We start from the raw sequence: 13,144 nt of genomic DNA on the forward strand, positions 1-13,144 counted from the left end.
GCGGGAGCCTGGGACGGGGAGAGCCGTGATGAGCCAGGGCCGGAATGGCCGTTCGGAGTGGTTCGAGTTGTCGGAAGAGGGCTGGAGGCGCTCCAATCGCGCCCGGCCGCTCGGTCAGCTTGTCCGCGAGGCACTGCAGAACGCGTTCGATCAGCGGGCCCGCCGGGTGAAGGTGCGCCTGGCGGAGGACGAGGTTCGCATTGAGGACGACGCCCCCACGGGGCTGGCGCGCGACGAGTTCGCCTTCACCGTCTTCCTCGGGGAGAAGGACACGCCGCCCACGTGGCGGGGCCGCAAGGGCCGTGGCCTGAAGGAGATGATCGCCGCGAGCGACCACGCCGAGGTGGAGACGGTGGGGCGCACGCTCGTCTTCGACAGCGCCGGACGCCATGTGAAGCCCAATACGCGCCAGGTGGGCACGTGCCTGCGGCTCTTCCGCCGCACGAGCGCCCGCGAGCGGGAGGCGGCCATGCAGTTGCTGCGCCTCACCATCCCCCCGCCGGGCGTGGAGCTGGTCATCAACGGGCGTGTGGTCCGGCCTCCGCGTGCGAAGGACTCGCTGCAGGACTGCCCGCTGGAGACGGTGGAGCTGCACCATGGGGTGGAGCGGTACGCCGAGCGGGCCACCCGGGTGGACCTCTACTATCCGCGCCCTGGGGAGACGCCGCACCTCTTCGAGCTGGGCCTGCCGGTGGAGGCGCACCACCTTCCCTGGCACGTCGATGTGCAGCAGCGCATTCCGCTGGCGGCCGAGCGTGATGCGGCGAGGGATGCCTACAAGCGCACGCTGGCGGCCATCCTCCTCGAGTCGATGGCGCCCGAGCTGACCCGTCAGGAGCTGTCGGGCGCGTGGGTGACCGAGGTGCTGGCGCACTTCTCCCTGGGCCAGGAGGCGCTCGAAGCCTACGTGGCGAAGGTGCTGCCGGCCCGGGCGGTGCTGTCGGTGGGGCCCCGGGTGGATGACCGGGCGCGCCAGCTCGGGGCGAAAGTGGTGGACCTACGGGGGATGCCGCTCTCCGCGCTGGAGCAGCTCGAGACGCTGGTGGAGTCCGCGGACGCGTATGTGGAGCGGATGGAAGGCCCCCCGCGGGACGTCCAGGTGCACCCCGGTGCCCGGGCCCAGCGCTTCGTGGAGCTGGTGCGCCATCTGTCGCGGGAGCTCACCGGCCGGGAGGTGGGCGTGGAGTTCTTCGAGCGCAAGGTGCGTGACCCCAGCGCCCGGGTAGACGCGGAATACGATCGCGAGCGGCACCTGCTGCGGGTGAACGTGCGGGGCCAGGTGCGGCTGGACGATCCGCTGGATCCAGAAACGCTCGGCATCCTCCTGCATGAGCTGGCACACGAAGTGGGTGACGAGCACGGCTTCGGCTTCATCCACCGGCTGGAGATGCTTGCCGGGAAGGCGTTGCGCTGCCTGGTGGACCAGCCCGGACTTCTGGCTCCCTACGCGAGCCCGAAGAAGCGGACGGGATGACCCCGCCCCCGCTGCTCCCGGGAGCCAGATGAGGGCCCCGTTTGGAGGAGGTGCTCGATGGCATCCACGGCGGAGCTGTCCTGCTCCCGCTGGTGGAAACAGTCGCGCATGGCGGTCATGGCGCCGTGACGCGCCGGAGCTCCCACGAGCACGTCCAATTGCCGCAGCAGGCTCTCGGACGTCAGCGTCTTGGGAGGACAGACGACGCCCAGGCCCTTGCGCTCGACCAGCCGCCCCACGGCGGGTTGATCATAGGTCAGGGGCACCACCACCATGGGCACACCGAAGTAGATGCACTCCTTCACGGTGTTGAAGCCGCCATGCGTGATGCTCACGGCGGCGCGTGGGAGCAGCTGGAGCAAGGGGGCGTACTTCACCGCCACCACGTTGGGGGCCACGTTGTCGAAGCGCGTGGTCTCGTGGGTGGGGTTCACCGCCAGGACGAACTGCCATTGAGGCCGCGCCTTCGCCGCGCCGGCCACGGCGTCCAGCACCCGCTTCTCCAGCGTGCGGCTGTAGCCCCCCATGCTGCCCATGGAGAAGAGAACGAGGGGCGTGTCCGCCGCCAGCCGCTCCCAGGGGAAAGCTGGCTCGGAGCGCTCCAGGTCGATGCCCGGTCCCACGAAGAGGTAGCGCGAATCCACGGGACCGGGAGGCTCGGCGAACTCACGGGGGGCGAGGATCATCTCCGGCAGGCCCCGGACGAGGTATTCAGGCTCCTGGGCCAGTGACTCCACGGGGTATCCATACCGGCGCGCGATCCGCTCGTTGTATGGCTCCAGCCGCAGCGCCAGTCCCAGCCTCCCCAGCAGCGAGAACCCCGCGCGGATGACCCGTACGCGCATCCGCAGGAAGCGGCTGGTACGCGTGGGATCCAGGAAGGGGAAGATCAGTGGCTGGGGAAGGTTGGTGTTGAAGAAGACGGTGGGGACCTGGAGGCCATGGGCCACCAGGGCCGGGTAGGGCAGCAGGGGATCGCACACCAGCAGGTCCGGGCGCACGCGCTCGAAGAGGCTGTCCAACGCGCCCGCCTCGATGGCCTGAAGGGCGTGCTCCGCCCGGCGCACGAACAGGCGGAGCTGCGAGAGGTGCTCCTGAAGCGTGGGGGCGGCGAGGGGAGCGAAGCTGCCCGCGGGGAACTGCTCCTCCATCACGGGGACGAATTCTCCCCCCTCGCTCGTGATCAACTCCCGTGAGTCGAGTGGACCCGCGTAGACCACGCGATGGCCGCGGGCGCGCAATTCCCGGGCGAGCTTCAGCGTGGGATGGACGTGGCCACGGCCAGGAAAGGGCGTGAAGAGCAGGGTTGCCATGGGGACCTGAAGGCTCAGCCGGTGAGGGAGGGGTGCCGGGCGATGGACTCCACGGGGCAGGCGGGCTCCAGGGCGCGCCAGCCGGGAAGCAGAGGGGGCGGCATCCTTAGGCCAGCCAAAGCATGGATTGCACGCGTTTTTTCCGTGAATTCTTGGCTGGCCAGGAATCGGCTGAAGTCCGGAAGGTGCCTGGATAGTCGCCCTTGCCCTGGCCGGACTTCGCATCGCGTTATTCAGTGAACAGAATCCAGTTATTGCGTGATTCTATGAAATCATGGAAATAGTGGTTTTATTGGCCTGTGCCAGACAAGGAGACGCGAGTGAGCTTGAATTTCACGAAGGGCCGGGGACGCCGCTGGGGAGTGATGTTGGGAATCGGGGGCTTGTGGGTGGGCGCTCTGGCGTGTGCTCCCGAGGACAGCCTGACGCTGGCACCGGAGCTGGGAGTGCACGCGCTCCCGCTGAGGCTCAATGCCCAGGGCATCACGGCGGGCAGCTACACCCAGGTCTATACCGCCGCGAACGCGAACGACGGAAACCCATCCACCTACTGGGAGGCCGCGGCCAACGCCTATCCCAACTGGCTCAGGGTGGATCTGGGCAGCGCGAACAGCATCAACCAGGTGGTGCTCAAGCTGCCGCCGTCCTGGGGCGCCCGCACGCAGACCCTGTCCGTGCAGAGGAGCACCGACGACGTCACCTACACGCAGGTGCTCGCCCCCGCCGCGTACACGTTCAGCCCGGGCACCAATACGGTCACCCTGAACTTCACGGCGGTCAGCGCCCGGTACGTGAGGGTGAACTTCACGGCCAACTCGGGCGCCACGGGGGGCCAGGTCTCGGAGTTCGAGGTGTATGGCTCCGCGCCCACGGTCAACCGGTCCGCGTTCAACCAGACGGCGGCGTCAAGCCATGACAGCCAGTCGGGCACGCAGCTGGAGGCCTCCAGCGAGGGAGGCCAGAATGTCGCCTTCATCGACAACGGCGACTTCATCGCCTTCAACAACGTGGACTTCGGCAGTGGCGCCACCACCTTCGAGGCCCGCACCGCCAGCGCCGGGGCCGGGGGCAACATCGAGGTCCGGCTCGACGGGGCGACGGGAACGCTCGCGGGGACCTGCCCCATCCCGGCCACGGGCGGCTGGCAGACCTGGGTCACCCGGACGTGCGCCATCAACAGCGTGAGCGGGGTGCACACCCTGTACCTGCGGTTCACGGGAAGTGGCTCGGGCGGCCTCTTCAACGTGAGCTGGTTCAAGTTCTCGGCGGCGGCGGCCAGCGGCGGAGACGTCGTCGGGAAGCTGTTCGCCGGGTATCAGGGCTGGTTCAACGCGGCCGGGGATGGGTCTCCCAACAACGGGTGGATTCACTGGTCGAAGAACAGCAGCGCGCCCACGCCCAACTCCAACGTCAACTTCGATCTCTATCCGGACCTCCGGGAGTACACCAAGCTGTACTCGACGAACCTGGGGAACCTGGGCAATGGGCAGCCCGCCCGGCTCTTCTCCTCGTATGATCCGGAGACCGTCAACAAGCACTTCGAGTGGATGCAGACCTACAACATCGACGGCGCCGCGCTGCAACGCTTCGGGGCCAGCGCGAGCACCACCCCGGACGGCTGGCGGACCAACCGCGACAGCGTCGCGGTGAAGGTGAAGAACGCGGCGGAGGCCTACGGCCGGAAGTTCTATGTCATGTATGACATCACCGGCATGGACCCCAGCAACTGGGTGAACGCGGTCAAGCACGACTGGACGGCCAACATCGTCAATGCCATGCAGCTGACGTCCTCCTCCGCGTATGCCCGGCAGAATGGCAAGCTCGTCGTCTGCATCTGGGGCATTGGCTTCACCGACCGTCCCGGAACGGCCGCCGAGGCCACGGACATCATCAACTGGTTCAAGGGCCAGGGAATCTATGTCATTGGCGGCGTGCCCACCTACTGGCGCACGGGGACGAACGATTCGCGGACGGGCTTCGAGAATGTCTACAAGTCCCTGGACATGATCTCCCCCTGGTTCGTCGGCCGCTTCGGGGGAATCGATGGCGTGGATCACTACATGCGGAATCAGTGGCAGCCGGACTTCGCCTACACGCAGCAGAACGGAATCGCTTATCAGGCGGTCATGTGGCCGGGGTTCTCCTGGTACAACCTGCACGGTGGGCCCCAGAACCAGATCCCCCGGCTGCACGGCGACTTCATGTGGCGCCAGGCGTATGACCTCAAGAGCGTGGGCATCTCGACCGGCTACGTGGCCATGTTCGACGAGTACGACGAGGGCACGGCCATCGCCAAGGCGGCGGAGAACAGCTCGATGGCGCCCTCCAGCCAGTACTTCCTGACCCTGGACGCCGATGGCGTCTCCGTGTCCGCGGACTTCTACTTGCGGCTGGCGGGTGACATCAACCGGCTGTTCAAGGGGCAGATCCCCCTGACCGCCGAGCACCCCACGAGCCACCGGTAGCCACCGGGGTCAGGGTTTCACAGGAGGTGGCCCTGGGGCCTGGGGCGAGTCCGCGGGAGGCTCGCGCTTGAAAGGGCTCCAGGACACCACCACCTCCTGTCCCGCCGCGTCGCGGCCGTAGAGGAAGTCGAGGATCTGTTTGAGCTCCGGCCCGGCCTCGGAGGGGCTCACCGTCACATGGCCCCGGAAGCCGCCGTGTCCAAGGTCCTCTTCCACATGGACCCGCTCCCGCCAGGCCCGCGTGTCCACGGTTGCCTCGCCTTGCCAGGGCACGAACACGCGCTCGAGGCGCTCCCAGGTCAGGTCCGTGCCATCCGGGGCGCGCACCACCACGTCGCTCTGCCAACCGGCTCCGCCGGCGCGGGGCTTCCAGCGGGAGACCTGGAGCTCGACGGCAGGCAGCTCGCTGGGCGCGGGTTGTCCGCGCGTGAGCACGAACGTGGTGGCCTCCAGGGTCAGGCCGCGTTCCAGGCGGGCCTGGAGCTTGACGGTGAAGCTCCGGGTCTCCTGCGCGCCCAGGCCCGAGAGCGCATAGGTATGGGTGAGGCTGGGCTCGGCCGTGGTGGACCGGGCGCCATCGCCGAAGTCCCAGGTGTACGTGGAGACGGGCTCGTCCCCCCGGTATCGCGCCTGGAAGGTGAAGGTCCCCGGCCCCCGTTGCGTGACGCCAATGTGGAGGGGCTCTTGCTGTTGTCCCGCGTCCTCGCCGCACGGGCGGACCTCGAGTTCGATCTCGCGCTCGGCCAGCACGCCGACCCGCCGCTCGCCCAGGTCCCTGCACACCTGGAATCGCACGGGGTACTTGCCCGCCACGGGGGGGGCCTTCCACTGAAGGGTAGGGCCAGGGTGCAGCTCGGCCTGGCCCGCGGCTGCCGGCCAGACCCAGCGAAAGACCGCGCCGGGCTCGGGCACGCCGCCGAGGTGCGCGGACAGGCCCATGAGCTCGCCCGCGCATACCCACGGCCGGTCTTGCTCGATGCGATCGACCCTGACGCTGGACGGCAGCAGCACCCGTTCCTCTCCGAGGGCTTCGGAGAGGGCGTCTTCAGGCGTGGCGGGCAGGGCCGAAGACCGCGAGGGCGCCGGGGGGGTGGGGGAGGGCCGTTGCGGAGCCAGCGGGCTGCGTTCCGCCGGGGCGGGGACCGGTGCCTCGCCGTCCGGCCTGGGCCATCCGGCGAGGAGGCCCAGCACGAGCGCCAAGGTTCCTCCCCCCAGCCAAGCGAGGCGCGCCCGGGGGCTGCGAGGGCCTGGGGGACTGGAGGAGGCGTTGCGCACCCGGCGTTAAAACCCGAAGTCCTTCAGGTGGCGGCCGTATCCTTCCGAGTTGGGCCGGTACCACTGGTCATCCCATCCCTTGAACGGCGCATCATCGAGCAGACGCTCGGTCTTGCCATTGAGGGTGACGGAGTTGATGAGCTGGACCGCCGTCGAGCCCACGTTCCGGGAGACGAGCCGGTCCGCCGGGTCGAGGAACTGCGAGGTATGGCGGCTGCAATAGTCTTGGAGGAAGCAGCCCTGATCGCAGGTGCTCAGGGTGTTGTAGGTGGCGTGCTTGTCCTCGGCGACGTAGAGGACTGGCCAGCCCCGGTAGCCATTGCGAGCGTCGCTCGCCGTGTCGTATTCGAGCTGGCTGTAGGAGTACCAGGCCGAGGAGTCGCAGCTGCTCTTGCGATGGGCGGACAGGTAGGCCCAATCGAGGTACCACCGGCCGCCGGAGTAATGGACCTCGAAGATTTGAAACTCGGGGTCGCCGTCGTGCCCGGTGGTGACGCCGGTGTCATCGAAGAAGGTGTCCAGGTAGAGGATCTGCACCGTGCGGGTGGCGAAGCTGGTGCTCTTCACGGCGTAGTAGGGCCGCCGGGCATGGCCACTCTCGCCGCCGTCGAACCAGAAGAGCGGCATGAAGCCATAGGCGAGCTGGTACTCGCACGCGTCGGCGAGCCCGTCCCGGTCGGCGTCCGGGGTGCCCCCCCAGCAATTGTCCCCATAGGGGATGTGGCCGAGCCCATCGGCGTGGGCCTTGTCCGGCATGGCAACGAGCAGCGCCAACAGCATGACAGCGGGGATCCAAGTACGGTGCATGTGAGCCCTTTGCGGAAGGGCGCGAATCTTACAGTGGTTCAGTGCCGTTGGGGAACACCTTGGGTCATGGGGTCTCTCATTCGCATACACGCGCACTTGTGACGTTATGGACATGTCTTTCTCGACACCGCCTTGTAAGGTTTGCCCCTTCACGGAGTCAGGCATCAACGGGAGGGTCAACCATGCGTTGGATGGGGACGTTTGCTTTGGGAGTTGCCGTTGCTCTGGTTTCGCCCATGGGGGCCGCAGCCGCCGAGGGGGAGTTCGGCAAGGCGCAGATCGGGTTCAGCAAGGAAGTTCAAGCGGTTTGGAATGGCTGTACGTACAAGGTCCGGGTCGAGCAGGATCAGGTCACCGGTTATCCCGCGCCCCCGTTCAATATCTACGCCCGTATCGAGGCGGATCCCTCTGGCACCTGTCAGACGGCGCCTGCCTCCACCCTCGTGGGAACGTCCACGTACGAGCCGGACATCTTCATCAACGTGGAGCAGGCCGGGTTCGTGGTTGGGTATAACGAGTGGTACACCATCCGGGGCATGGGATTCTTCACCCGGGCCCATGTCGTCCAGGCGGATCTGAATACAACCAGCGTCCTGAGGCATGCCTCGCTGAGCGGAGGCTACCAGCCGCCGGGGGGCGGCGGCGGCGGTCCAGGGTCGGCGTTCGTGACCCAGCTTTCCGTCTACAACCACGCGACCCTGGTGGTTCAGGGACAGGCGGGGGGGAATGTCATTTGTTACAACTACTCCACCACGGGGTGCGCGCATGGAACCGCGACCCAATACACTGCGGTGTTCCCTGGATTCTTCACGAGCGCCCAGGCGCCTGTGATCTACTCCTACTGACGCCGGGTTCACGCCGCCCGGCGCGCTGACGCCGGGCGGATCTCTCCAAAGTGGGGCGCGGGCAAGACCACCGTGGGGGACACCCCTGGCGCCATCAGGGAGGCCGTGAGCAGGGAGGAGGGGTGGAAGTTCACGAACGCTTCTTCCACCGCCGAAGGCCCCGCGAACAGCTTCTCCACCACCATGGAGGAGTACTGATCCAGGGAGTGCTCGCGGGTGTTGCCGTTGAGCACCACTTCCAGGCCCATGTGCTCGGCGAAGGAGCGCATGCCCGGGATGGCGGACTGCAGCGGCGTGTAGCTCTCCGTGGCCACGCCGTTCTCACTCACCACGAAGACCTCCTTGCCCGTGGCCACGGCCAGGGACATGTTCCCCAGCGTGTGCCCGGGCGTGGCCAGGATGGCGGCCCCCGGGCCCAGCCACACGTCGCCCTCCAGCAGCTTGATGCGATCCTCGGGGACTCCCGCCGTGCCGTCCGGCACGTACCAGACCGTCTGCATCGGGTGCAGGTGCTTCACGGCCTCCCACTCGGCGCGCTGCACCAGGAGCTTCGCCCGGGGGAAGTAGGCCGGGTCGCCCGTGCCGCCCAGCCAGCGGCGGACATCCTGGACGTGCAGGTGGTCGAAGGCGAGGTAGTCCACGTCCTCGGGCTTCAGCCCCAGCGCCGCCAGGTGGCCCTCCACCGTGCCATGCCGCGTGGACATCATCTTGTCCGCGACGAAGGCCCCATAGCGCTCGCGCAGGCTCCGGTAGAAGGGCGCCGCGTAGCCCCGCTCGTAGTCGCTGGGGTTGAAGAGCAGCGTGCGCAGCGTCCCGCCCTCGCGGAACTGCACCACCTGCATCCGGTTGGTCATCATCACATAGGGCACCGGGGACAGGGCTGCCCCGCTGAAGGCGAACTGGGCCGGGTAGGGGAAGGTGATCAAGTCACAGGTGGCCACCGCGGCCACGGGGCCTTCGGCCACGAAGGCTTCCCGGGCCTCCTGCGCGGCGCGGCGGAGGTGCTGGAGGCGAAGGCCGGCAATGGGCTCGGCGCGGGCAGCGGCCAGGGAGGGCAGGGGGCGGAAGCTCGACGTCATGGGTTCACCGTCAGGTCGAAAGCGGTTTTCACGGACTGCCAGCGCCCCCGTGCCAGGTTGGCCTCGATGGCCTCCTGGTACCGCGAGAGCGGAAAGAGGTGGGTGACGAGCACCGAGGGATCCGGCCCCTCGCGCCGGGAGAGCAGCTCCAGCACCAGATCGAAGGTGTGCTTCCGCTCGCCCCGGAAGGTCTCCGTGCCATACACGTACGAGCCCAGCACGGTCAGCTCATGGCGCCACACCATGGTCCAGTCCACCCCGTTGAGGCGCCCCGCGGCCCCCACCAGCACCACCTTCCCCAACGCCCGGGTGTAGCGCAGCGAGTCCTGGACGGAGGCAGGGCTGCCGATACAGTCGATCGTCACCTCGAAGCCTCCCGTGAGCGTGGGGGGGCCGAGGATGGGTTTGTACAGCCGGGCGCCGGTCAGCCGGGCGACTTCCCGGGCTTCCGCCGCGTCCTCCTGCACGAGCACGGTGTCATCCGCGCCGAGCTGCAGGGCCAGCTTCCGCTGGTACTCCTCGGCCGCCAGCAGCGTCACCGGGTTGCGGTAGCCCAATGCCCGAATCGCCCACAGCACCGCGAAGGCCACGGCGCCTCCGCCGATGACGAGCACCCGGTCCTCGGGTTTCAGGGGCACCTTGAGGACGGCGTGGAGGCCCACCGCCAGCGGCTCCACCAGCACCCCGGCCTTGTCCGAGACGCCCGGAGGCAAGGGGTGGAGCTGGGAAGGGTGGGCCACCATCCCCGTGCCCATGCCGCCGGGCAGGTCTCGCTGGTAGCCGAGCATCTGGCCCGCGGCGAGGCAGCCGTCCGCGGTGCGCTCGCACCCGTTCTCCTGTCCGGCCGCACAGGGCTTGCACGGGGGCGCCAGTCCTCTCAAGCGGCAGGGCAGCAGCGGATCCACGGCCACCCGCTGCCCGGCCTCCAGTCCCGGACCGTCCTCTTCCAGCGTGGCGAGGATCTCGTGTCCCAGCACGGCGGGGAAGCTATTGAAGGGTTCCAGCTGGAGGCTGACCTTGAAGAAGAGGGTGGCCAGGTCCGAGCCACAGAGCCCCGCCAGCCGGGGCTTCAAGCGGACCCAGCCGGGCCCCGGGAGGGCCGGGGAGGGCAGCTCTCTCAGGGAAAGACAGCTTCCCAGGCCGTAGTGAAGCCTGGGGTACAGCCGTCCCAGCCCCTTGGCGAGGACGTACTTGGGCAAGGACAAATCGAAGACGAGGCCCTTCACGGGTTCGTGCCCCCTGGACAGCCGGCCGGCGTGGCGCACGAGTCTACTGCCGGGAGATGAACGGCGACACGCGCGCCGTTCTTGGTAGGGTGAGCACTGACATGGCCACGAAGCGGAAGTCCGATACGTTGTCGGAAGAGGTGCAGGGAGACGATGTCCGTCTGGAGGCCTCCCTGCGCCCCCGGACCTTCGACGAGTACGTGGGCCAGGGCACCGTCGTCGAGAAGCTCAAGGTCTACGTCCGGGCCTCCAGCCAGCGCCGGGATGCGCTCGACCACTGTCTCTTCTCGGGGCCTCCGGGCCTGGGCAAGACGTCGCTGGCGCACATCATCGCCTCCGAGCTGGGCGTGGGCATCCATGTCACCAGTGGTCCCGCGCTCGAGCGCAAGGGGGACCTGGCCGGCCTGCTCACGAACCTCAACGAGCGCGACGTGCTCTTCATCGACGAGATCCACCGGCTCAACGCCGCCGTCGAGGAGTACCTCTACCCGGCGATGGAGGACTTCCGGCTGGACATCACCATCGACACGGGCCCGGCCGCGCGCGCGATGAAGATCGACCTGCCGCCCTTCACCCTCATCGGCGCCACCACCCGCACGGGCCTGCTCACCTCGCCCCTCCGGGACCGGTTCCAGATTCAGGAGCGCCTGGACTACTACGAGCCCAAGTACCTGGAGATGATCCTCAACCGCTCGGCGCGCATCCTCGGGGTTCCCCTGGATCGCGAGGCCAGCAAGGAAGTCTCCACCCGCTCCCGCGGCACGCCCCGCATCGCCAACCGGCTGCTGCGCCGGTTGCGCGACTTCGCCCAGGTGGAGGGCGAGGGCCGCATCACCCAGGCGCTGGCCAGCGACTCCCTGGACCGGCTGGGCGTGGATGCCAGCGGCCTGGATTCCATGGATCGCAGGATTCTGCTGACCATCATCGACAAGTTCGGGGGTGGCCCGGTGGGGGTGGAGACCATCGCCGCCAGTGTGGGTGAGCAGCGTGACTCCATCGAGGATGTGTACGAGCCCTACCTCCTCCAGGAGGGCTTCCTCCAGCGCACACCCCGTGGCCGCATGGCGACCCACCGGGCCTACGGTTATTTCAAGAGGGCTCCTCCGCCCGCCTCCCCGCAGGGGAGCCTCTTTTGAGAGGGAAGTGCTTCCGATGAGCCAGGCACGCGCCAAGCAGCCGGTCCCGCCGCCCCCCCGCGTGGCCCGGGATTTCTACGCGGACCTGATGCGCGCCACGCAGTCCTCGCGCGTTGGCTTCCTCGCCGAGCGCGAGCGCTGGTTGCGCGGCGTCAACGTGGAGGGCCGCGAGGAGCAGCTCTTCGAGTTCGAGATGCTGCTGCGCGGCGTGGAGCGCTACTTCAACCTCCACAATGGGGTGCTGGATGCCCAGGCGCGTCCCCTGGTCACCCGCGACTTTCGCTCCGAGCTGGGCGATGTCCGCGACGCCATCCACCGCGCCATCCGCATCGCGCGCCGCCTGTTGGATCCCGACTCGGACTCGAAGCTGGTGTTCCGTAAGTATGTGGAGACGCAGCTGGCGGATGACCGGGTCCGCCGCGCTTTCCTGGAAGAGGAGCTGGACCAGGACACGCCCCAGGAGAGCCTCTTCGTGTTGCGCGAGTCGTTCGAGTCGCTGCGCAACCTCATCGACCACCTGCTGAAGCTGCCCACCTGTGGCCTGGGGCTCTTCTCGGATGTGGGCAACCTGGCCCTCCGGGAGATCGTCCTCAACCGCTACTTCCGACCCTTCCGGCCGCTTGAGTTTCACATCGAGTATGACCGCATTCACTCGGTCCGCGTGCTGGATCTGCTCGCCCAGCAGCCGGAGGACACCCGGCGCCTGTTCACCACGGCGTTCCTCGCCCTGTTCCGCCTGCTGCACTACCTCTCTTATGTGGGGCGGGATGGGGAGGATCCGTCTCCGCCCCGGGCGCGGGTGGTGCTCGCGCTGGTGCGCAGCGAGGCGGTGAGCCTCGTGGGGTACCTGCGCCAGGAGTTCGCCACCGGGGTGGGGCCCAAGCGCCTCAAGGCCGTGGGCCTTCGCTCCGCGCGGGACATCATGAAGGAGACGGAGCGCATCTCCCGCGAGGTGCTGGTGTCGCTGGACAGCGAGCCGGATGCGCCCATGCAGGCCGCCGCCGCCTTCACCACGCTCCTGCAGGGCCAGGTGGTGGCCTTGGCCGAGGCGCTCGAGCCGAGCAGCAACGGCGGGGAAGGGGCCTTCGCGCGGCTCGCCGCCCCGGAGGAGATGGCCCTGCGGCTGCGCAAGGACCTGTGGGTCTTCGGGCAGTTGTGCCGCGCCACCGAGCACGCCCTGTCGGGCGAGTCGCTGCCGGCCGCCGAGGCGGCGCTCTCCGCGCTCAAGTCCTACTTCGGTTACTTCCAGGAGGTGAGCTATCAGCTCCTGCGCTACTCGGACTACGAGCCCTTCGACCGCTTCACCGCGCTCTTGATGGAGCTGCCCTGGCCGCCCGAGGGGCCCAGCATCCGCCAGCGCCTCATCGAGGACCTGCGCCGCTTCTCGCAGACGCTGGAGAGCACCTTCGCCTCCGTGAGCCGGCGGGTGCTCCTGCGCGGCCGTACTTTTGATCGTCTGGAAGCCGAGGCCCTCCGGGACCGCTTCCTGGCCCCCCCCCCTCACTGAACGTCCGCCCGGTGCCT

10 protein-coding genes are annotated in these 13,144 nt (G+C 68.2%); 5 read left to right on the plus strand and 5 right to left on the minus strand.

Annotated elements, in window-relative coordinates:
* The first annotated feature begins 28 nt into the window (after positions 1 to 28).
* Complete coding sequence (locus KY661_RS13555) at positions 29 to 1,474, plus strand: ATP-binding protein (RefSeq protein ID WP_225410595.1); 1,446 nt, start codon at positions 29 to 31, stop codon at positions 1,472 to 1,474.
* Here KY661_RS13555 and KY661_RS13560 read toward each other — a convergent pair.
* On the minus strand, positions 1,444 to 2,787 hold the full coding sequence (locus tag KY661_RS13560) for a glycosyltransferase (protein WP_225410596.1): 1,344 nt from the start codon (positions 2,785 to 2,787) through the stop codon (positions 1,444 to 1,446). The two genes, KY661_RS13555 and KY661_RS13560, sit on opposite strands and share 31 nt — an antisense overlap.
* 320 nt (positions 2,788 to 3,107) lie before the next feature.
* On the opposite strand from KY661_RS13560, the gene KY661_RS13565 reads away from it, so the two are divergent.
* Positions 3,108 to 5,252 carry a carbohydrate-binding protein gene (locus KY661_RS13565; protein WP_225410597.1) on the plus strand — a complete coding sequence of 715 codons (2,145 nt, stop codon included), beginning with the start codon at positions 3,108 to 3,110 and terminating at the stop codon, positions 5,250 to 5,252.
* A 9-nt stretch (positions 5,253 to 5,261) separates the two neighbouring features.
* Here the strand turns inward: KY661_RS13565 and KY661_RS13570 are convergent, their stop codons facing one another.
* Together KY661_RS13570 and KY661_RS13575 are read right to left on the minus strand one after the other, a co-directional pair.
* Positions 5,262 to 6,263 (minus strand): PKD domain-containing protein, encoded by a 1,002-nt coding sequence (locus KY661_RS13570; RefSeq protein ID WP_225410598.1) that lies wholly within the window; start codon positions 6,261 to 6,263, stop codon positions 5,262 to 5,264.
* 270 nt (positions 6,264 to 6,533) lie between these two features.
* Entirely contained in the window at positions 6,534 to 7,307 is a 774-nt protein-coding gene (locus KY661_RS13575; protein ID WP_225410599.1) for a hypothetical protein, read from the minus strand.
* Between the two features lie 263 nt (positions 7,308 to 7,570).
* Between KY661_RS13575 and KY661_RS13580 the strand changes: the two genes are divergently transcribed.
* On the plus strand, positions 7,571 to 8,179 hold the full coding sequence (locus KY661_RS13580; protein ID WP_225410600.1) for a hypothetical protein: 609 nt from the start codon (positions 7,571 to 7,573) through the stop codon (positions 8,177 to 8,179).
* Between the two features lie 8 nt (positions 8,180 to 8,187).
* Here the strand turns inward: KY661_RS13580 and KY661_RS13585 are convergent, their stop codons facing one another.
* Together KY661_RS13585 and KY661_RS13590 are read right to left on the minus strand one after the other, a co-directional pair.
* Positions 8,188 to 9,258, minus strand: coding sequence for an MBL fold metallo-hydrolase (locus KY661_RS13585; RefSeq protein WP_225410601.1), 1,071 nt, complete (start codon positions 9,256 to 9,258; stop codon positions 8,188 to 8,190).
* On the minus strand, positions 9,255 to 10,484 hold the full coding sequence (locus tag KY661_RS13590; RefSeq protein ID WP_225410602.1) for a zinc-dependent alcohol dehydrogenase: 1,230 nt from the start codon (positions 10,482 to 10,484) through the stop codon (positions 9,255 to 9,257). Before KY661_RS13590 ends, KY661_RS13585 begins: the two co-directional genes overlap by 4 nt.
* A 101-nt stretch (positions 10,485 to 10,585) precedes the next feature.
* On the opposite strand from KY661_RS13590, the gene ruvB reads away from it, so the two are divergent.
* Positions 10,586 to 11,620, plus strand: coding sequence for a Holliday junction branch migration DNA helicase RuvB (gene ruvB, locus KY661_RS13595; protein WP_225410603.1), 1,035 nt, complete (start codon positions 10,586 to 10,588; stop codon positions 11,618 to 11,620).
* A 16-nt stretch (positions 11,621 to 11,636) separates the two neighbouring features.
* The gene (locus KY661_RS13600; RefSeq protein WP_225410604.1) at positions 11,637 to 13,127 is read left to right on the plus strand and encodes a hypothetical protein; all 1,491 of its coding nucleotides are present in this window, start codon (positions 11,637 to 11,639) and stop codon (positions 13,125 to 13,127) included.
* Positions 13,128 to 13,144 lie beyond the last annotated feature (17 nt).

Source organism: Allostigmatella hybrida (genome assembly GCF_020103775.1).
In the GTDB taxonomy this organism is placed as follows: domain Bacteria; phylum Myxococcota; class Myxococcia; order Myxococcales; family Myxococcaceae; genus Hyalangium; species Hyalangium aurantiaca.

Bases quoted from the DNA above. Each gene is read 5' to 3' on its own strand.
- KY661_RS13580 (WP_225410600.1), top strand. From the start codon at position 7,571: ATGGGGGCCGCAGCCGCCGAGGGGGAGTTCGGCAAGGCGCAGATCGGG.
- ruvB (WP_225410603.1), top strand. From the start codon at position 10,586: ATGGCCACGAAGCGGAAGTCCGATACGTTGTCGGAAGAGGTGCAGGGA.
- KY661_RS13600 (WP_225410604.1), top strand. From the start codon at position 11,637: ATGAGCCAGGCACGCGCCAAGCAGCCGGTCCCGCCGCCCCCCCGCGTG.
- KY661_RS13555 (WP_225410595.1), top strand. From the start codon at position 29: ATGAGCCAGGGCCGGAATGGCCGTTCGGAGTGGTTCGAGTTGTCGGAA.
- KY661_RS13575 (WP_225410599.1), bottom strand. From the start codon at position 7,307: ATGCTGTTGGCGCTGCTCGTTGCCATGCCGGACAAGGCCCACGCCGAT.
- KY661_RS13585 (WP_225410601.1), bottom strand. From the start codon at position 9,258: ATGACGTCGAGCTTCCGCCCCCTGCCCTCCCTGGCCGCTGCCCGCGCC.
- KY661_RS13560 (WP_225410596.1), bottom strand. From the start codon at position 2,787: ATGGCAACCCTGCTCTTCACGCCCTTTCCTGGCCGTGGCCACGTCCAT.